This window comes from Pseudomonas sp. GT1P32 (assembly GCF_054897805.1).
Map to the genome: position 1 here is coordinate 500,102 of NZ_CM142704.1, position 18,083 is coordinate 518,184.

At 55.9% G+C, this 18,083-nt stretch carries 24 protein-coding genes; 11 read left to right on the forward strand and 13 right to left on the reverse strand.

Annotation, left to right across the window (positions count from 1 at the left end):
• Nucleotides 1-91 precede the first annotated feature (91 nt).
• Nucleotides 92-1,009, reverse strand: coding sequence for a LysR substrate-binding domain-containing protein (locus tag ACYZUC_RS02365; protein WP_461993234.1), 918 nt, complete (start codon nucleotides 1,007-1,009; stop codon nucleotides 92-94).
• Nucleotides 1,010-1,392: 383 nt separating this feature from the next.
• Here ACYZUC_RS02365 and ACYZUC_RS02370 point away from each other — a divergent pair, with 383 nt between their 5' ends.
• The 3 genes from ACYZUC_RS02370 (at nucleotide 1,393) to ACYZUC_RS02380 (ending at nucleotide 3,401) form a co-directional block, all read left to right on the forward strand.
• Nucleotides 1,393-1,845: an Ohr family peroxiredoxin gene (locus ACYZUC_RS02370; protein WP_461993236.1), complete on the forward strand. Its 453-nt coding sequence runs from the start codon at nucleotides 1,393-1,395 to the stop codon at nucleotides 1,843-1,845.
• A gap of 240 nt (nucleotides 1,846-2,085) precedes the next feature.
• The gene (locus ACYZUC_RS02375) at nucleotides 2,086-2,544 is read left to right on the forward strand and encodes a MarR family winged helix-turn-helix transcriptional regulator (protein ID WP_461993238.1); all 459 of its coding nucleotides are present in this window, start codon (nucleotides 2,086-2,088) and stop codon (nucleotides 2,542-2,544) included.
• Nucleotides 2,545-2,705: 161 nt separating this feature from the next.
• The gene (locus ACYZUC_RS02380; protein WP_461996804.1) at nucleotides 2,706-3,401 is read left to right on the forward strand and encodes a tRNA (adenine(22)-N(1))-methyltransferase; all 696 of its coding nucleotides are present in this window, start codon (nucleotides 2,706-2,708) and stop codon (nucleotides 3,399-3,401) included.
• A gap of 199 nt (nucleotides 3,402-3,600) precedes the next feature.
• Here the strand turns inward: ACYZUC_RS02380 and ACYZUC_RS02385 are convergent, their stop codons facing one another.
• The 4 genes from ACYZUC_RS02385 to ACYZUC_RS02400 form a co-directional block, all read right to left on the reverse strand.
• Nucleotides 3,601-4,170, reverse strand: a complete 570-nt coding sequence (locus ACYZUC_RS02385; protein ID WP_008024532.1) for a lipid-binding SYLF domain-containing protein — start codon at nucleotides 4,168-4,170, stop codon at nucleotides 3,601-3,603.
• A 227-nt stretch (nucleotides 4,171-4,397) separates the two neighbouring features.
• Nucleotides 4,398-4,946 (reverse strand): hypothetical protein, encoded by a 549-nt coding sequence (locus ACYZUC_RS02390; RefSeq protein WP_461993240.1) that lies wholly within the window; start codon nucleotides 4,944-4,946, stop codon nucleotides 4,398-4,400.
• Nucleotides 4,947-5,447: 501 nt separating this feature from the next.
• Nucleotides 5,448-5,954 (reverse strand): hypothetical protein, encoded by a 507-nt coding sequence (locus tag ACYZUC_RS02395; RefSeq protein ID WP_461993242.1) that lies wholly within the window; start codon nucleotides 5,952-5,954, stop codon nucleotides 5,448-5,450.
• Nucleotides 5,955-6,079: 125 nt separating this feature from the next.
• Complete coding sequence (locus tag ACYZUC_RS02400; protein WP_461993244.1) at nucleotides 6,080-6,565, reverse strand: hypothetical protein; 486 nt, start codon at nucleotides 6,563-6,565, stop codon at nucleotides 6,080-6,082.
• Nucleotides 6,566-7,358: 793 nt separating this feature from the next.
• Between ACYZUC_RS02400 and ACYZUC_RS02405 the strand changes: the two genes are divergently transcribed.
• Both ACYZUC_RS02405 and ACYZUC_RS02410 read left to right on the forward strand, forming a co-directional pair.
• A complete protein-coding gene (locus ACYZUC_RS02405) occupies nucleotides 7,359-7,841 on the forward strand; it encodes a toll/interleukin-1 receptor domain-containing protein (protein WP_017337404.1) in 483 nt (160 codons plus the stop codon).
• A 62-nt stretch (nucleotides 7,842-7,903) separates the two neighbouring features.
• Complete coding sequence (locus tag ACYZUC_RS02410; protein WP_017337405.1) at nucleotides 7,904-8,035, forward strand: hypothetical protein; 132 nt, start codon at nucleotides 7,904-7,906, stop codon at nucleotides 8,033-8,035.
• Between the two features lie 269 nt (nucleotides 8,036-8,304).
• Here the strand turns inward: ACYZUC_RS02410 and ACYZUC_RS02415 are convergent, their stop codons facing one another.
• The 4 genes from ACYZUC_RS02415 to ACYZUC_RS02430 are packed head-to-tail and all read right to left on the reverse strand — an operon-like array spanning nucleotide 8,305 to nucleotide 10,116.
• Entirely contained in the window at nucleotides 8,305-8,487 is a 183-nt protein-coding gene (locus ACYZUC_RS02415; RefSeq protein WP_008033373.1) for a DUF1289 domain-containing protein, read from the reverse strand.
• Between the two features lie 2 nt (nucleotides 8,488-8,489).
• The gene (locus ACYZUC_RS02420; RefSeq protein ID WP_461993247.1) at nucleotides 8,490-8,846 is read right to left on the reverse strand and encodes a hypothetical protein; all 357 of its coding nucleotides are present in this window, start codon (nucleotides 8,844-8,846) and stop codon (nucleotides 8,490-8,492) included.
• A 39-nt stretch (nucleotides 8,847-8,885) separates the two neighbouring features.
• Nucleotides 8,886-9,824 carry a CDF family Co(II)/Ni(II) efflux transporter DmeF gene (gene dmeF / locus ACYZUC_RS02425; RefSeq protein ID WP_461993249.1) on the reverse strand — a complete coding sequence of 313 codons (939 nt, stop codon included), beginning with the start codon at nucleotides 9,822-9,824 and terminating at the stop codon, nucleotides 8,886-8,888.
• Between the two features lie 16 nt (nucleotides 9,825-9,840).
• Complete coding sequence (locus ACYZUC_RS02430) at nucleotides 9,841-10,116, reverse strand: metal/formaldehyde-sensitive transcriptional repressor (RefSeq protein ID WP_461993251.1); 276 nt, start codon at nucleotides 10,114-10,116, stop codon at nucleotides 9,841-9,843.
• Between the two features lie 951 nt (nucleotides 10,117-11,067).
• On the opposite strand from ACYZUC_RS02430, the gene ACYZUC_RS02435 reads away from it, so the two are divergent.
• The 3 genes from ACYZUC_RS02435 (at nucleotide 11,068) to ACYZUC_RS02445 (ending at nucleotide 12,540) form a co-directional block, all read left to right on the forward strand.
• Nucleotides 11,068-11,346, forward strand: coding sequence for a DUF2790 domain-containing protein (locus tag ACYZUC_RS02435; RefSeq protein WP_461993253.1), 279 nt, complete (start codon nucleotides 11,068-11,070; stop codon nucleotides 11,344-11,346).
• Between the two features lie 238 nt (nucleotides 11,347-11,584).
• Nucleotides 11,585-12,232: a hypothetical protein gene (locus ACYZUC_RS02440; RefSeq protein ID WP_461993255.1), complete on the forward strand. Its 648-nt coding sequence runs from the start codon at nucleotides 11,585-11,587 to the stop codon at nucleotides 12,230-12,232.
• 89 nt (nucleotides 12,233-12,321) lie between these two features.
• Nucleotides 12,322-12,540: a co-regulatory protein PtrA N-terminal domain-containing protein gene (locus tag ACYZUC_RS02445; RefSeq protein ID WP_461993257.1), complete on the forward strand. Its 219-nt coding sequence runs from the start codon at nucleotides 12,322-12,324 to the stop codon at nucleotides 12,538-12,540.
• 173 nt (nucleotides 12,541-12,713) lie between these two features.
• Here the strand turns inward: ACYZUC_RS02445 and ACYZUC_RS02450 are convergent, their stop codons facing one another.
• From ACYZUC_RS02450 to ACYZUC_RS02460, 3 genes are all read right to left on the reverse strand, one after another.
• The gene (locus ACYZUC_RS02450; RefSeq protein WP_008024109.1) at nucleotides 12,714-13,334 is read right to left on the reverse strand and encodes a LysE family translocator; all 621 of its coding nucleotides are present in this window, start codon (nucleotides 13,332-13,334) and stop codon (nucleotides 12,714-12,716) included.
• 50 nt (nucleotides 13,335-13,384) lie between these two features.
• Complete coding sequence (locus ACYZUC_RS02455) at nucleotides 13,385-13,879, reverse strand: PaaI family thioesterase (RefSeq protein ID WP_461993259.1); 495 nt, start codon at nucleotides 13,877-13,879, stop codon at nucleotides 13,385-13,387.
• 90 nt (nucleotides 13,880-13,969) lie between these two features.
• On the reverse strand, nucleotides 13,970-14,374 hold the full coding sequence (locus ACYZUC_RS02460) for a RidA family protein (protein WP_461993261.1): 405 nt from the start codon (nucleotides 14,372-14,374) through the stop codon (nucleotides 13,970-13,972).
• Between the two features lie 132 nt (nucleotides 14,375-14,506).
• On the opposite strand from ACYZUC_RS02460, the gene ACYZUC_RS02465 reads away from it, so the two are divergent.
• From ACYZUC_RS02465 to ACYZUC_RS02475, 3 genes are all read left to right on the forward strand, one after another.
• Nucleotides 14,507-15,433 (forward strand): LysR family transcriptional regulator, encoded by a 927-nt coding sequence (locus tag ACYZUC_RS02465; RefSeq protein ID WP_461993263.1) that lies wholly within the window; start codon nucleotides 14,507-14,509, stop codon nucleotides 15,431-15,433.
• Nucleotides 15,434-15,568: 135 nt separating this feature from the next.
• The gene (locus tag ACYZUC_RS02470; RefSeq protein WP_461993265.1) at nucleotides 15,569-16,237 is read left to right on the forward strand and encodes an ATPase; all 669 of its coding nucleotides are present in this window, start codon (nucleotides 15,569-15,571) and stop codon (nucleotides 16,235-16,237) included.
• Between the two features lie 169 nt (nucleotides 16,238-16,406).
• On the forward strand, nucleotides 16,407-17,195 hold the full coding sequence (locus ACYZUC_RS02475; protein ID WP_461993267.1) for a DeoR/GlpR family DNA-binding transcription regulator: 789 nt from the start codon (nucleotides 16,407-16,409) through the stop codon (nucleotides 17,193-17,195).
• 26 nt (nucleotides 17,196-17,221) lie between these two features.
• Here ACYZUC_RS02475 and fdhD read toward each other — a convergent pair whose 3' ends face one another.
• Entirely contained in the window at nucleotides 17,222-18,049 is an 828-nt protein-coding gene (gene fdhD / locus ACYZUC_RS02480) for a formate dehydrogenase accessory sulfurtransferase FdhD (protein ID WP_461993268.1), read from the reverse strand.
• Nucleotides 18,050-18,083: the final 34 nt, after the last annotated feature.

Consider the following 18,083-nt stretch of genomic DNA (forward strand, 5'->3'; position numbering starts at 1 on the left):
GACGGCGCTTGTAGCCGTCACCGGTTCAGTTTCACCGGCCACTGCGCGTAGGTTTTAGCGGGTGAGGGTGCTTGAATGACGACTCGAACCTTCACCCTTTGGCCCGATGACGCAAACGTGAGTACGAAATCAGCATGCTGGTCAGTTCTTGCGTGATCTGGGAGAAGGGTGACACTCGACGGCTGATCAGGCACACCTCGCACGATTCCAGTGGCTCGCGAATCGAAATGCTGGTCAGCGACGAGGAAAACAGCTTCATGCCGGGAAGCATGCCGGGCTCAATGGTCAGGTAGTCCGTCTCGGAGATGATGTGCAGGATTTCCAGCAGCGATTCGGTGGTAATCGCGATCTTCGGAGGCGGCAAGCCTTGGGCTTTGAACAGCTCGATCAGATGCTTCTCCGCGCTACCGGCAATCCCCGCCGGGCGGACGCTGATCCACTGGCAATCGGCGAGGTCGCGCACCGAGCGAGCCTCCGCCAGGGGATGCCCCTTGCGTGCAATGACGCTGGCTTTCGAGCTGTAAAGCCGCTCAATGTGCAAGTCGATATCGCAAACGTCGGCACTCAGTGGACACATCACAAAGTCGAGCCGGCCCGCGCGAATCATTTCGATCAACTTCTTCGTCTGGCCACCGGCGACGTGCAACTGCACGTTTGGAAATCGGCGGGTAAAACTGTTGAAGACCGGCATCAGGCACGCAGCTAAAGGTTCCGTCGTGACACCCAATGCGATCTGACCTTCGGGCGCGCCGTTGCATTGTCGGACGTCCTGTACTGCGCGATCACAATCCAGAATGATCGAGCGTGCCCTGGTCAGGAACACTTTGCCGGCCAGCGTCAGGCTGATGCCTTGATTGGAGCGCACCAACAAGGTGGCCCCCAGTTCTCTTTCCAGACTTTGAATCGACTCGGTCAAGGTGCTTTGAGCCGCTTCCAGCGTTCGCGCCGCCGAACGAAAACTGCCCATGTCGACCACTGAGCAGAACGCCCGGAGCTGGATCAGCTTCATGCAGCAGTGATCCAGTTGTTGCCGTTGTGGCCATGGGCAGCGTGAGAGATTGAGATTGTGCGGCTGCTTGCGGTGTTCATGGCTGATTCTCCAAACGGCAGGGGTTGTGGCGGCTTGTTGTCGTTATCGATTAAATCGTATGCGATATATTAATATTCAAGCAAAGACCCCTTGATGTCAAAGCTCATTTCGCGACTTGGCGACGAGCGGTGATGGGCTTCATCTCAATTGGCGAAGGGCAGCAGGGTGGTCGGAAAAGCCGAAGGTGATCGGTTTTTCCGTCATTCCCGGTGCTTTTGTCGCGCCTATAAAATGAGCCTGGTCAGATAGTTACGTATCTTTAGTGCTATTTGACTTTAATAAAAAAACTCAAGGAATCACTGATGAGCAAAATCGAAAAAGTCTTGGCTACCGGCAAGACTCACACCACCCTGAGCAGCTCCGGCAACACTTCGCGCGGGCATAACGGCAACCTCGACATCGAACTCTCAACGCCTGGGAGCGCTAAACCGGCCCACGTATTTGCCGCTACCCAGCCGCACCCGACAGCCGAGCAGTTGTTTGCCGGCGCATGGTCGGCCTGCTACATCGCAGCGCTTGGTCTTGCGGCCAAAGAGTTGAAGGTGACTATTCCGGCCGACGTGTCCGTCGATATCGAGATTGATCTGGGGCAAACCGGGAATGCTTACTTCCTGCAGGCCGGGTTCAACGTCAACCTGCCAGGCCTGCCTTATGAGGTCGCTTGCGCTGTTGCACATGCGGCGGATCAAATTTGCCCGTACTCGAAGGCCACGCGCGGCAATATTGATGTGTATTTGAATGTTCAGACGGCGTGAGTCGATATAAAAAGTCGGGTTCAAGTCGCTGAGGTAAGTGAAAAGCCCAAAGCATGAAGACTTGATGCTGACGGCGGCAGTGTCCGTCGACGCACGACTCCCTGGTGAGCCGTGCGTCGACCGTCACCGGCCTGCTGCACGTGGATAACGAACATCAGAGGGAGTAGCACTTCCGATACCATCGCATGCGATGTATAGTCGGGCCTTGCGATCCATTTGTCTTTGGCCCGGAGAATGCTCATGAAACCCACTGAAAAGACATCCGCCCTCGACCTGAAGCTATCCGACTTCCTGTGCTTTGCGGTCTATTCCTCCAACCTCGCCTTCGGCAAGGCTTACAAGCCAATGCTCGAACGGCTCGGACTCACCTACACGCAATACATCACCCTCGTGGCGCTGTGGGAGGAAGACAACCAGACCGTTGGCAGCCTCGGTGAAAAACTGTTTCTGGAATCCAACACCCTCACTCCGATCCTGAAGAAGTTGGAAGCCATGGGATATGTGCTGCGCCAGCGCGACCCGGAAGACGAACGCCAAGTGCGGATCAGCCTCACAAAAGAGGGACGAAAATTGCGTGAAGGCCTCTCCGAAGACGGCTTCCCGCAAACCGGTCTTGATGCCGACGACTTCGTGCATTTGCAGCAGGCAATCGTGAAGTTACGGGGCAATCTCATCCGTACGACGAAAGACCGGGAGTAGGGCGATTCAATCGTCCGAGCCTGTCTTCCCGACGGTACGACGACAGGCAGTTCATCACACAACCCGCGCCGGCGCTTTACCCTGCCACCCTCACCAAGCATCATGTGCGGCCCGCACTCATGCCAACGGTGCCGGACATCCGTGGTGAAAAGGAACTGCAGTTGAACGAACAGACATTGTCCATGCGCCTGGAGCGCGTGGCCGCGCAGATGCCGGCCGGTGCGCGCCTGGCCGATATCGGCTCGGATCATGCCTACTTGCCGGTGGCATTGATGCGCCGTGGCGCCATCGCATCGGCGGTGGCGGGCGAGGTGGCATTGACACCGTTCCACTCGGCCGAACGCACCGTGCGCGAAAACGGCCTGGACCAGCACATCACCGTGCGCCTGGCCGATGGCCTGGCGGCGATCGAGCCGGGAGACGGAATCACCGCGATCAGCATCTGCGGCATGGGCGGCGAGACGATCCGCGACATCCTCGACAGCGGCAAGGCGCACCTGAGCGGCCAGGAACGCTTGATCCTGCAGCCCAACGGCGGCGAGCAGCCACTGCGCCAATGGCTGATGGAAAATGGCTACCGCATCCTCTGTGAGGAAGTGCTGCGCGAAAATCGTTTCGACTACGAAATCATCGTCGCCGAGCGCGCCGGACCGGTGACGTACACCGCCGAAGAACTGTACTTCGGCCCGCTGCAGATGCAGGCACGCACCCCGGCGTTCCTGGTCAAATGGCAGCGCATCCTGCGCCACAAGCAACAGACCCTGACCCAGTTCGCCCGCGCGCGGCAGGCTGTGCCTGAGGAGAAGGTGCAGGATGTTGCCCGGCAGGCGCGGTGGATTAGCGAGTTGCTGGCTTGATACGTTTCTCGGGTTTGTATGGAAGTTAGTTGGGCGGATATCCCTCAAAGGTGCAGGCACATCAAATGGTTGATAACGACCTATCGCGATGGGCAGCAAACGCCCCATTGCTGCCCTCCGCTAAGGGCAGCTAGGGATTGTGAATTCAGCAGGTCGATGCAACACATCTAAATTCTGTGTAAGCGACATGCAGACGGCTTCAGCGATTGAGCCTGGTGATTTTTGAACCCTGCAATCCCAGCCCGGCCATTAAGCCCTTTTGATCAAAGATGAACGCATAGACATCGGATTGAGCCGTTGAGGTAGTGATCGATTTGGCCATGCCTGAATCTACGACCACGATGCTTGGGCCCACGCCGACCTCAAATCCATTAACATTTTTCAGATCATTCATCGCTGAATAGGTCATGAAAAACATCACGTATCCAAACCGCTGCACGCCCGCCTGAAGGCCGTATGAGGCTGCTGTGGTCGCGTAGTATCCCGTCACTTTTCCGTTCTCAATCAATTCGCCTTCGCCATGGTGTGCGCCGGCGATGAGGCCCGCTTTCAGCACATCAGGGAAAACGAGGATACCCTTGGCTCGCTGCGCGAGGGCGCGCGCTTGCGGCGTTTTGGTATACAAACTCTGTAACGCCGCTTTCGCCTCGCGGTCCATTTCCGCGTTAGCAGCCATCGCATCAGAGGCGGAAGTTGATTGACCCATTTGGCAGCCCGCCGTGATCGCGAGGATTGAAATCATTGCCATCATTCGAAGGTATTTGATCATGAGCAATACTCCGTTTCTGAACCTGCCATTGAGGAACCTGCGTGGCGATAGCCGTTGCGGATCAAAGACTGACGGGGTCGATCTTTCCCTTAGACTTTAATCCTAATAAGCAGTTGGTCAAATGCTATGCACATGCATGTTCCTCAGACGAAATCGACAGTCAGCTGTTGGCCGAATGCGGTCTTTGCTCAATAGCAAAGCCGACTTGAATGACTAGGCCGCTCCCTTCAACCGTGACGCCTGTAAATCACCACCTCTCCGGAGGTCGCAATCACCAATGTCTGCCCTGAGTACGAAAAACCAAATGCTCTCACTTCGTACTCGATCGCCAGTTTGTGAAAGCTCGATGGGCGATTGCATTCGGTACCATGAAGCCAGGAGCCCGGCTTTAGCAAAAGCAAGTGATGCTCAGGCCATTTCAAAGTCACTGTCTCTATCGTCCAACCATCGGGGGTAGTAGAGGGTAGACTGCCGCCATAAATGCCGGCCATGCGGATGGTCTTGTTTTCAAGTGCGCCGATGCCCTTGCATTCGAGGAAGCGGTCTGTGAGTGCTCGATCAGAAGCGTCTCGGGCAATTTTTTCTCCGGTCTCACAATCGAATAGACCTAGTCCTGAACTGGAAGATACGAGTAACAACTCCGAGTCACGATCAAAGCCAACATCATACAAACCGGCAACGGTGTACTCCCCGGCGAGTTCCCAGGGAGACGGGGGTTGGGACGTTTGGCATTGACTGATGATTGCTCTTAACGGATCCAGATGGGATGTCGGCATACGATGGGTACCTGTATTTTTATCAATGTCTGCGACACTCGTTGTTGGAAGCCGTCGGCCAAAAGCGGCTCCCAATTCACCATGGGGCTGTCAGCTTCTATGACATCCGCACCTGCAAGTCGCATAGAAGTTCGCGTCTCACCTGAAGAGCAATCGCTGCGAAGCCCTTTCCCCTGCCACGCTTGCGGGGCGTGTAGTCCTGATGAGTAGAAACATCCGCCCATTGACTCACCGATTCCACGTACCTATGAGTGCTATCGGTATCAATTTCAAACGCAATGAACCGTTCTTCGTGAGTGAGCAACAGACCATAAAGGCGTGGCATTCCGGGAAAGTCGACTTCAAGGTCGAGTACGACGGTTTCTGACCATCTAATGCCTTTTGACTCGCCATAGTTTTTTAAGGCGGCGGGAACCCCTGTGGTCAGCCAGGCTTTGGCGGTTACCATGAGTCTGTGGGCCACAAGAGCATTTTGCTCTTGCACGTTCAGTTGCCGCTATCTTATCGGCCAAGCACGATCCCGAACCAATTGTAGTCCTGAAATTGGGCAGTAAACTCAAGCAGCTCTCGGTTGATCTGGTCAACTGTTCCAACTATCCCGCTCTCAGCCAATGAATAGGCATCTTCGAAATAGCCGCACAGGCTAAGAGCGTCTGGAAAGTCGTAATTCGACCGAAACCAGGATTGGTACAATCCTTCTGCTAAGACCTTTCCAAAATCAGGATCTACAAGGAGTTGTTCATGCGCCTTGGCGAGTACATAGGGCAATACCTCTGCGCGGCTCAAGGAGGGCGTCCCGACTCGAAGTAACTGATTTGCAGTGTCGTACCGATTCGAGTCACTCATCAGCGCAAGCTCTACCAGTTCGTAGGCAGGATTTTCCCGTGCAATGATCTGATCATCCGCCCATTGCACAATGTCCGAGACCTCAAGGACACCTAGCTCTAACGCTTCTCTTAGGTAAGCGATCTGGTCATCAACGCTAGGGTTGTAAATGTTCCTTGTCATGCTGCCTTCCCGATTCTCCTACGGGTAACTAATGCACAAGCGAGACTGCGGGCTATGTGGTCAGAAATTAGATCAAGCTTAAGAACGCTTTATTGCGTTGGCGAGCTGCTTATCAACAGTACCTCTCAATAAAATCGATCTTCCTGCTTCAAAGTAAAAATGCGGCCCAGTGTTTTGAAGGAGATGCCAAGAAACAACAACGTCAGCAACACCCCACCCGTCATGATGTAAAAGCCCGGGCGGTAGGTGTGCAGTTCAGTTGTGATGCTGCTGGCTCGCGGAAACCAGCGTGAATAGACCAGCGAAATGTCCTGCCCCACTTCATAGGGGGCGTGTTCGCTATAGCGTTTGTCCCAGCATTCGTCTTCATGGACCTGGCCGTCGTTATCGAAATACCGGTAGTGAATGATTTTGACCATGCCGTTTCTTGGGATGTCTTCCAGCCGCGTAACTGTGCCGGTGACCTCAACTGCGCTCCATTGGATGGCTGCATAGACAGCCCCCTGTTGCCTTGCCATGGCGGCCAGTGCCAACAGTACACAGCAAGCAACGGTGAGCAGGATCACTCGGTTATACAGATGATCTTTTTCGGCTTCGCGTGGGTAATACATCTTGCGATTCTTCCATGAGGGTTTCGCAATCTATCGGTCGCTTGATGGATTACTTGAAGCACTTTCAGTTGCGCAGCGTCGAAGTCCCGACCACCCCTGACCCGCTTAAAAAGGCTAGACATGGTGTCCACTAATTAGGTGGGCACCATCGCCCTTGGCGTCGGGATCAGGAAGGTGTGTGGGCCGGACGGATACGCGAGGTCCCGATGGGGTTAGCAAAAGACGGCTTTCGACCCATAGGCGACGTTCGTCGATTGAACAACGGCATCGATGGTGGGGCCGTTGAACGTCAAAGGCCTGAAACCTGGGTCGAGAGCTACCCGCTATGATAGATAGCCCTAGACCATGGAGGCATTTGTATCGGAAGCGGCTAGCGAACATTCACGCTACGCCTGCTAGCGAAATTCGCGCTATGGGCTATTGTTTGTGCCGGCATATTGGAATCACGATCTGAAGCGCAGGTTGATTTCGAACCAATAAGGAGGGGCTGCGGTGTTTTCAAAAGCTGATGGCTCGGTATAGCCGATGTTTAATCATCTCTTGGGCAAGCAGCTACAAACGGAAGGATTACGACATGTCTAGATGTACAGCACCGGTACATGGTCATCGTTCGGCAAGCGCAAGAGCAGCGTGTCCCGCATGTGGCAGCGGATATAGCGGGTACGGATCGCGATCGTATTCATCCTCGTCCTATGCACCATCCTATTCGTCCTCGTCTCATGGCGGGGGCGGTCGCAGTAGCGGCGGTTCATCCAGCAGCGCAAAGCCGCGCTGGTCGAAGCCCGGATCCTCTGTGGCCTACACCTCCGCCGAGGTAAGAACGCTCACACCGGTACGCGAAAATGTCGAGAGGCGTGCGACAGTACCTGATCTACGTGACGTCTTTCTTTGTCACGCCTGGGACGACCGGAAAGGATCCGCGAAGGAGCTGCATGATGTACTCGAGTCGCTCGGTGTTTCCGTTTGGTTCAGCGAGAAAGATGTCCTTCTAGGCTCTTCCTTACTGCGTGAAATTGATAAGGGATTGGCGAAGTCTCGAGTAGGAATTGTGCTGGTGACCCCTGCTTTGCTGCGTCGCCTAGCAGCCGAAGGCATCGCTGACAAAGAGCTTTCCGCGCTCCTCGCAAGGGATCTACTGGTTCCCATCATTCACGACACCACATACGAATCGCTGCGCGAAGTCAGTCCTCTACTCGGTTCGAGAAGCGGCCTGAGCACTGCTGAAGATACGTTTGCAGATATCGCGGCCAAGCTTGCCGAGTTGGTCGCCCCGTAGCTTCACTGTCCATGCGTAGGGCTTTACTTACAGACCTGTTATCAATCGAAGGAGTTGAACACATGAGTATTAAACCCGGCCCCAAACCGATCGCTGAATCCACCGGCAAAAAGGATCAACGCCGTCGTGTTACTGAAGAAAACAAACCCAAACATCCCGATCTGGAAGTACATAAACACAAAAAAGGTGACTGACCTTAAAAGCGGTGAGGGAGGGGTGATTCACGTAGATTTGGCCCCTTCTGGCCGTATTCCGCCTATCGCGTCCGACTGAAAACGGCCATTACCTGTCATTCCTGACGTGCAACAATCAGACGTAAGCAGTCGCTCACGAGCGCCTGCTTCTGGCCGATCTCTGCCTGTCACGACAGACCGTTTTCCACTCGGGTCATTAGAGGGCAGACCACATTTTCTAAATGTGGTCTGTCCCTGAAATCCCAATCGCGGCCATCCAGTTCAAGTGACTACCCCTGCGCTTTCTTCAACCCTTTCAAGCGCACATTCGCCCTTTGCACAGCGGCCATTTTTTCAGGCCGCTTCATGCGTTTCCACTTTCTGATGTCTTCCTTGCTCCGTCCACAACTCACACACAGATCGCCACTCAGTTGGCAAACCGAGATGCAGGGGTTTTCGATTTCTTTAGCCATCGTCAATAACCTTTGGCCAGGCGCTTCTGCCAATCGCCACCGTGAGTGCGCTGGCATTCTTCCTCGGAGTCAAAGCGGACATTGAGGTCTGAAGGGCTCAGATCGATGTTGGCCTCATTCAAGGCGATGGCCGTCAGCTCAAAGATGCGCGTCTTCGCGTTAACCTGGGCGAGCTTTTTGTCAGCCAGGGTTTCGAACACCCAGATCACCTTCAGGGTTTCAGCCAATGCGTTCAGGTCAGCGATGTGGGTGAGCCAGGTAAAACCCTTGATTTCACCTTTTGCTGTTTCGCACGCATCAGTGAGCGTGGTAATCAATCGGCGTTCGATCCGCGCCAGTTCACGTTTCCCTGGGGGCATTACGGTTTCCTTTGGAGGCAATGGAGGGGAGGCGCTGAATCAGGCCGCTCGAAACTCGACCGTCAGATGGCTGACTTCATGAACCGGCTTCAGACGTTCACGAATGCTGTCGGCGTTCGTAGTGGCTTCACCAACGACGCTGACGATGGCCGCATGCGCTTGTGGTCCAACTCGCCAGACGTGCAAGTCGGTGATGGTGGCATCCCCGGGTTTCTCAACCAGTTCACGGATTTCATCGGCAACGTGTGCGTCTGTCTGATCCAGCAGTACACCTGCGGTGACCCCCATCAAGATCCATGCCCAGCGCGCGATAACGATGGCGCCGACAATGCCCATGACCGGGTCCAGCCACACCCAACCGAGATACCGGCCGGCGAGCAATGCAGCAATGGCCAGAACCGAAGTCAGCGCGTCCGCGATGACGTGGACGTAGGCCGATTTCAGGTTGTTGTCGTTCCCATGATGGGCATGGTCATGATCGTGATCGTGATCGTGATCGTGATCGTGATCGTGCCCATGACTATGCCCGTGACCCAGCAGCAGTGCGCTGACAACGTTGACGATCAAGCCGGCAATCGCGATGAGCGTAGCGGTGCCGAACTGAACTTCGGTTGGCTGCAAGAGACGTATGACGGACTCAACGCCAATTCCCAGGGAGACCATACCGAGAATCAGCGCCGAGGCGAACCCGCCCAAGTCTCCAACCTTTCCGGTACCGAAACTGTAGCGCTGGCTGAAAGCGTGGCGTTTTGCGTATCCATAAGCGGCCGCCGCGATGCCCAATGCGCCGGCATGGGTTGCCATGTGAAAGCCATCGGCCAGTAACGCCATCGAGCCCGTCATATACCCGGCGGTGATCTCGCCAACCATCATCACAACGGTCAGTATCACAACCCAAAGCGTACGCTTGGCATTTTCGTCGTGCGCTGAGCCAAGGAACATGTGGTCGTGTGTGTAGTTGATGTTGGAGCTGCTCATGAGTGTGTACCTGCGTTCACTTGGAGTAACGGCGAATGGCTTCAAGAAGTTCTTCGACGCCCTTGTTACGCTCCTCTTCGCTGAGAGCAGGGTTTGCGACATGCTCCCGCGCGTGGTCCTCGATGATTTCCTCCATCAAGCCGTTGATGGCTCCGCGAGTGGCGGCAACAAGGTGCAGTGTTTTGGCACAATCGAGATTCGATTCCAATGCCCGTTCAACGGCTTGGATTTGTCCGGCGATACGTTTTACGCGTTTGAGAAGATCGCCTTTGTTTGCTGCAATATGGCCCATTAGATACCCCCCCTACCTATGTATTGCGCATGATAGGCATACCCCCTATACCTATGCAATGTCAGGAGGCGGAGAGAGCATCTATAACCCCTGGCAGGAAAGAGGCTTCATTTGCGAGGGGTAAATCGACCGGTTGAATTCACAGCCGATTGTTGCCGTTCACGAATGACTTCTTTCGGCCAGATACCGCCATCAATGGCTCAGTGAAAGTCATACAAACCACCATCGACAGTGATGCTCACCAGCTGCCCCCTTAGACTTAAGCAATGGATATCGCTTGGATGAATGGCAGTTCCTCAGCCTGCAGGACGTCTGGAAATCAGCTGTACTTAAAATCTGACATCGAGCTCCTGGAGATCAGATTATGAAAACGCACAGGACGTTTGGTTGGGTAGCGATGATTTTTCTTCTAGCGGCGAACGGGGCATCCTGGGCGGCCACCGAACGAGCCGAGACGCGTCGTTCCGCGCGCGATGTCAGGCAGGAAACGCGCCAGGGTGCGCGTGAGACGAAACAGGATTGTCGAGCGGCCGATGCCCAGAGCAATCCCCGTTGTCGACAGGACAAGCGACAAACGAAGCATGAAGGACGTCAAAAAGCCCGGGATATCAAGTACTGAATGTGGACGCTCGAACGGCGGAAACTGACCGGTATTTCTCACCTGGCTCGCAGGCGTTTTCGGTCCATTTGCTGTCACCGCCAGCACGTGAAATCTTGCGCGAAAATCCGTCATAACATGTTATGACCTCACTCAAAAATGCCGTTTGGCCCAACAAATACGGCGTTTAATGGACGAATGGTCGAAAGGCGTCAAGCGCGGGGAATTGCTTGGGGCCTGAAGCCACTACCGGCGACTCAAATCGGCGCGTTCGTCGTGGTGAAGTGAACTTCACTTTGATCACGTGTCACATTAAGTCCTCGTTAAGAGAACTTCAGTGGAGGTACAGCCTTATGAACATGGCCACAATTGTCAGTGCCGTGATTTCCAGTCTCGCGCCAACTGTCTTCGACCAGAACGGCCTGCAAGAACCCGGCGCGCATGTCTCAGCCGTCGATTACCACTACGGAATGGAAATCGATGTGAAGCGGGTATTGCAGCGCACTGATACATCCAACAAGACAGGCGTGGTACCGGTGACCGTGGTCTATGAAGACAGCCTGGGTGAGGTTCACAAGATCCGTTTCCTCGAATGGGGCGCAAGCCCAGCCAACCCCACCAGCATTGCCTGATCCGCTCGCCGATAGGGTTCTGGATCTCGCCGACCCCAGAAGCGGAAGTTAAACCTCATATGCACTAAGTACGGATGATTAAAAGTTCATTCGCGAAGATCGCTATTGTCTTGGCAGCGTAATACTGCAAGATTATTTAATAATGAATGTTGGATCCTAATTACAATCAGCAACGGCAAACTCCAATCAAACTGTGCCGAGAACTATGTTGATTCACTATTGAAGCCAAGAGGTAACCATGGAACTTAGTATGATTTCTTCGTCCGCCGTGGAATATTTTCGTTTGGGTGTTGTGTATTTCCATCTTATCGCCTGCTGTGTTGCAATCGGTCTTGTCTTGACCAGTGACGTTGCAATGGTCAAGCAACTCCTGAAGGGGGACGTGTCGGGTCACCATGATGACGCACATATGGAAAGCCTTCAAAAAACCGTAGTACTTGCACTTGTAGCTCTTTGGATTACGGGCATTGGCATTGTCGGGATCGATTATGCCGGCAAAGGGATGGAGTATTTCCTGAATCCAAAGTTGCAAGCAAAAATCGGGATCGTTGTACTGCTGACCTTTAACGGCTTCCTGTTGCATAGCGCTGTATTGCCGGCGTTGAAAAAAGCCGGTTCGTTACTCAAACTTTCCTTCAGCCTTCGCATGCTGGCGCTGTTCTCGGGGGCGCTCTCTGGCGTGTCGTGGTTCTATGCCGCCATGTTGGGTGTTGGTCGTCCGCTGGCCTGGAAATACTCGCTGATCGAGTTGCTGGCAGCCTATCCGGTTCTCATCGTCGGCGGATTCGCAATGATGGTACTGCTCACCGCCTGGGCAAAAAGCAGAGATACCGATGGGCGTATGGAACAAGACTCCTGGACGCAACGAAACGCCGCCCTGGCTTGATGCTAAAGCCAGGTTGAATAAGCAAGTAATGCTTTAGCAAATAAATACCACTGTTATCTATTAATAAACTCTCACTTGAGGAAACCCAAATGAAATCCATAAAAGTTCTTTTCGTCGCCGCCGCTCTGACTGCTTCCACTCTGGCTATGGCCACAGGTGGCGGTGATCGGACCTTCACACGCATGGAGTCGGCCCGGAAAGTCTCGATGGAAGCCTTCCAGGTTGCACAGAAACAGAAGGCTGAAGCCGCTGTTGCCGAAAGGTCTAAGCGAGTGTCTAACACAGACAGCGAAGAAAACGACGCGTAACCCATGAACGAAATGCCCGCTTCGCAAGATGCGGGCATTTTTTTGGGTTCTTCACACAATCCCCGGGGAACACAAAACTGTAGGAGCCGGCTTGCCGGCGATGCAGTCTTGAACTTTACGCTGCCCGTTCGGGCGTCATCGCCGGCAAGCCGGCTCCTACAGGGGGACGCTGTTCACCGCTTGCTGAACGCCAACCGCGCTGCAAACAGAACAAAGATCATGCCCGTCGTGCGGTCCATCCACTTGATGACTTTTTCACGCCGCAGCACCAGGGCGAGCGGCTGTGTAGCGCGAATCAACGTCAACGACCAGATCAAACCGAGCACCACGTGAATGCTGACCAGCCCAAAAGTCCAGGCAATCAGTGAGTGGCCCTGGGGAATGAACTGTGGGAGAAAAGAGACGTAAAAAATGCCGATTTTCGGGTTGAGCACATTCCCCATCATGCCTTTCAGAAACCAGTTGGCCGTTGGTTTTGCGTCCGTTTCGAGGGGCGACAGCGAGCGGCGCGGGCGCAGCAGCATGTTCAGGCCCAGCCACGCCAGGTAAGCGGCGCCGCAGTATTTCAGGACGTTGAAGGCCAGTTCCGAGACCGCAATCAACGCGCCCAGGCCAAACGCGACCGCGGCGCCCCACAGGAAGCAGCCAGCATTGATGCCCAATGCCGCGCGGAAGGCCTGTTGTCGGCCTTCCACCGTTGCGGTTCGCAGGATGAGTGCGGTATCGAGGCCGGGTGTCAGTGTCAGCAACGTGGCCGCGAAGGTGAACGCGAGAAGATTGTCGGCGATGGACATGGGCGTGCGACTTCAATAAAGAGGGTGTACGCACGTTAGCATGCGGCGACCTATCGGTTATGCGCGACGTCGGCCAATTGATCGGTGTCCACGCGAACAAAAGTGGAGTCGCCCACCGCCGTGAGCACGTCCCCGGCGTAGATCTCGCAGATGACCCGGGTCTTGCGCCCTACATCACCTTCGACCTTCGCCCGCAGGGTCAGCGGGACACCCATCGGCGTCGGCTTGATGAACTTGATGCCGAGGTTGCCCGTGACGCAATTGATGCGCGGGAGGCTGGCGGCGTCGCGGTTTTCCGTCCGGTAGTGATAGGCCATCGCGGTCCAGTTGGAATGGCAATCCACCAGCATCGCGATCAAACCGCCGTAGACCAGATCCGGCCAACCGCAATACCTGGCGTCGGGCACGTGCTCGGCGATGACATGCACGCCGTCTTCGTGCCAGAAGCTTTTGACGTGCAGTCCATGCGGGTTGCGGCTACCACAGCCATAACAAACGCCTTCCGGCGCCGCGGTGTCTTGCAGGGAAGTGTCGGGTGTGGACATGCCTGGGTCATCCTCAAAAGTGTGGGCTGAACATTTTCCGATTCTAACGCCGAACGGATAACCGCGTTCATCCCCTGCACAGGCGTCAGTTCATTCCTCGGCGGTGTCTGGAAGTCTGGCGATCACCTTGATCTCGAACTGGAAACCATACAGCCACGTTACGCCGACCCCGGTCAGCGTCGGGTGCGGCGCGTTACCCCAGAACTCCGGCACGATCTTCCAGATGGTTTCGAAGGTCGATTCGGGGTCGACGATGAACACGGTGACATCAATCACATCGTCGAAGGTGCAACCGGCCGCCAAGAGGATCGCGTTCAAATTGGTGAAGGCGAGCCGCACCTGCTTCTCCAAATCAGGTTCGGGCGATCCATCCTCAGTGCTGCCGACTTGCCCCGAGACGAACAAAAAGCCGTTGGAGCGAATAGCCGGCGAGTACCGATTGCGCTCATAAAGCGCCTGGCGTTTGGGTGGGAAAACAACATCGCGCTGTGTCATGAAAGGCCTCCATCAAGGGCTCTGTGTGAACGATGGAGGGACTGTAAGGACTTGCATCGGGGCGATAAACGAGCAACCTTGGTCACCACTGTTTGTGATATCCAAACAATCCTATCGATACCTGGGGCTGCAATGGACCGTTTTGATGCAATGCAGGCATTCGCGCGCGTGGTGGAGGCGGGCAGTTTCACCAAGGCGGCCGAAACCTTGCACATGAGCAAGACCACCGTGACCCAGCTGGTGCAGCAACTGGAGGCCCGGTTGCGCGTCAAGTTGCTCAACCGCACCACGCGCAAGGTCAACGTCACGGCTGATGGCGCGGTCTATTACGAGCGGGTGTTACGGCTGCTGGCCGACATGGACGATGCCGAAACCAGCCTGTCCGGTGCGTCGGCGCTTCCCAGAGGTCGACTGCGCGTGGATGTGCCGAGCCCGTTGGCGAGGATGATTCTGGTGCCGGCATTGCCTGCGTTTTATGCGCGATACCCGGACATCCAGATCGACATGGGCGTCAGCGATCGCATCGTCGACATGATCGATGAGAACGTCGATTGCGTGGTGCGCGGCGGCGAGCTGACGGACCAGTCGCTGATGGCCCGGCGCGTCGCTGACCTGCCGCTTGGGGTGTTTGCAGCACCGAGCTATCTGGCTCGCGTCGGCGTGCCTTTGCACCCGCGAGAGCTGGAAGATTCGGATCATCGAGTCGTCGGCTTTTTGTGGGCGCGCACCGGCAAACCCGTGCCCTACGCGATGTACAACGAGCGTGAGCGTGTGCAGGTCAAAGGACGCTACGTGCTGGCCGTCGATGATGGCAACGCATTTCTTGCAGCGGGCCTCGCCGGGCTCGGTGTGCTTTGGCTGCCCAAATACATGTCCCGGGACTACGAGGCGCGCGGTGAGTTGGTGCCGCTGTTCGAGGGCTGGAGTCTCGAGACGATGCCGTTGTATGTGGCCTTCCCGCCGAACCGGCACATCAGCCTGAAGCTGCGCGTGTTTATTGATTGGGTGGTCGAGTTGATGGCGCAGCATGCGCCGGTTGCTGATCGGCCGGGGGCATGAGGCTAGGGGTAACGATCCCTTTTGCCGCAACCATTCGTTTGATCAATAACCATCATCAAGAATCGCAAGTTCTGTTTTTTCGCCAAGGGAGGAGGATAGCCACATACCGAATTCGCCTTTGAAGGAACCTGCGCGATGAGAATCTCTACCCTGCTGGCCCTTGTCGCTGTCCTGACCGGCAGCGTTGCCGCCACCGTGCCGGCATACGCCGCCGAACAGTCCTGCCACTTCCTGCCGGTCGCCGAGAGCGCCGCGAGCTTGCAGCACGCGCAATCGGTGGGCGTGCTCTACAGCGAAAACACCGTCAGCACCCTCGAATACCTTGAGCAGTACCACTCGGTTGCGCTGAACGGCGCGAAGAACCCTGAACTGGATTCACGCATCAGCAACGCCTTCGTCAACAGCTCCGATCCGAAACGGGCGATCAACTGGCTGATGGGGTCGTTGCAGAAAGAGTTTGCCTCGGTGACGGTCTACGACAACCTCGATGCGCTGGTGCAGGCGCACCCGGACGTGGTGGTGATGCTCGACACTTACAGCCGTCTGGTGTCCAAGCGCAACAACCAGGTTGAAGCGCGGTTCATGGCCAAATTCTACGACTCGAACCTGCAATACATCGGCAAGGCCGAGGGCTCGCGCGCACTACAAATGCCTTCAGTCTGGGTGCATGGCAAAGCCGCACCGGAGATCGCCGCGCAGATCGACCAGCAAACCGCGTTGCAAGTGAATGCGCTGAAACAGTTCGACACCTCGTTGAAGGCGTTGGTGACCTCGGGTCATGTGGCTCAGGTCGCGATCAACTGACGGCCAACCCTCAAGCCATCGCTGGCAAGCCAGCTCCTACAAGATCGCGGTGTTTCACGAACTGTAGGAGCCGGCTTGCCGGCGATGCCCCCCCCCTGAGCCCTACATCGATTGTGTTTGCACGAAGGTTTGGCTAATCTCGCACAAACCCGCAAATTCAGGCATAAACATGCACGATCATCACTCGGCCGCCGAACTCCCTCATCTGCGCCGGCAGAAAATCCTGCTGATCCTCGAACGTGACGGCAAGGTCATGGCCTCCGAGTTGAGTCAGCATTTCGCCGTCTCGGAAGACACCATCCGCCGCGACCTGTCAGAGTTGGCCACGGCCGGTCTGGTGCAACGCGTGCACGGCGGTGCGCTGCCTCGTCCCAAGGACACGGGCAAGGATTACTTCACGCGGGTCAGCGAAACCGATGAGGTGAAAACCCACCTCGCGCAGCTCGCGGCCAGTCGGGTGGAGAATGGCCAGATCGTGATGTTCGATTCCGGCACCACGACGCTGCAGATCGCACGTTCGTTGCCTTCGGACATTGCCATCACCGCCATCACGACCTCGCCGATGACCGCCATCACCCTGGCCGAATACAAAGGCATCAAGGTGATTCTGGCAGGCGGGCAACTCAACCTGGCGACGATGTCGGTCAGCGGACACGAGACCGTGCGCTTGTTGCAGGGCATCAAGGCGGATGTGCTGTTCACCGGGGTTTGCGCGATTCATCCGCAAGTCGGCATCAGCTCGTTGCACTTCGATGAGGTGCCGGTGAAACAGGCGCTGCTCGACAGTGCTTCGCAGGTGATCGCCGTCACCACGGCGGACAAACTGGGCGCGGTCGAGCCGTTTGTGGTCGCGCCGTGCAACCGCATTCATACGCTGATCACCGAGCGCCATGTGGCGTCAGGCGATGTCGGGGATTATCGGAAACTGGGCATCGAGGTGGTTCAGGCGCAGGTCTGAACACCACGCTAAATTCGCTGATTCGGTTAAACCGGGCTGTAAATGCGTGGCGCGTTGCGATGGGGGACATGAATCAGATTGAGGCGGTGCCGGATGGCCCACTGCACCGTCAATGCCGTGGGTGCCGACAGGCTGACCAGCGTGCCGAGTTTCGCCCGTACGGCTTTGTGAATCAGCTCCAGGCTGCAGCGGCTGGTCACGACGGTGAAACCGACGCGCGTATCGATCCGTGCCTGTTGCAGCGCGCCGATCAATTTATCCAGGGCGTTGTGGCGGCCGATGTCTTCCCTGCACACAACCGCATTGCCGTCAGCGTCGAAATACAACGCCGCATGCAGCGCGCCACTGCTGCGCGCCATTTGTTGAGCCTGTTCGATGCGCTCGCGTATGCCACTGAAATGCTCTGCGGCGGGAAGAGGAACGGGTTCCAGAATGTCCAGTTGCGGCAGGGCCTGTTCCAGTGCTTCGACACCACACAACCCGCAGCCACTGGTGCCGGTCATTTGCCGACGATGATTTTTCAGTGCCCAGAACGCGCGACTGGATATCTGCACATCGGCCTGGCAGGCCTGATCGAAATGCGTGAGACGCACGTCGTAGATTTCGCTCAGGTCTTCAACAATGTCGTTGCTGACGCTGAAACCGCGGATGAAATCCTCGATATTGCCGGGGGATACCATCATCACTGCCTGGCTCAGTCCGTTGTAAGTAATGGCCAAGGCAATCTCGGACGCCAACGCCGCTTCTGAGCGGGCAGCGGCCTTATCGTATTCTCTGAACATGACGTGCAACGGTTGTGGTGCCGGTGCGTTTGCGTCCGTTAGTTCACTGGATTGTTTAACTTGGCACAACATGATTAAACCCCGCAGCACTGGATTAAGTTCAGGC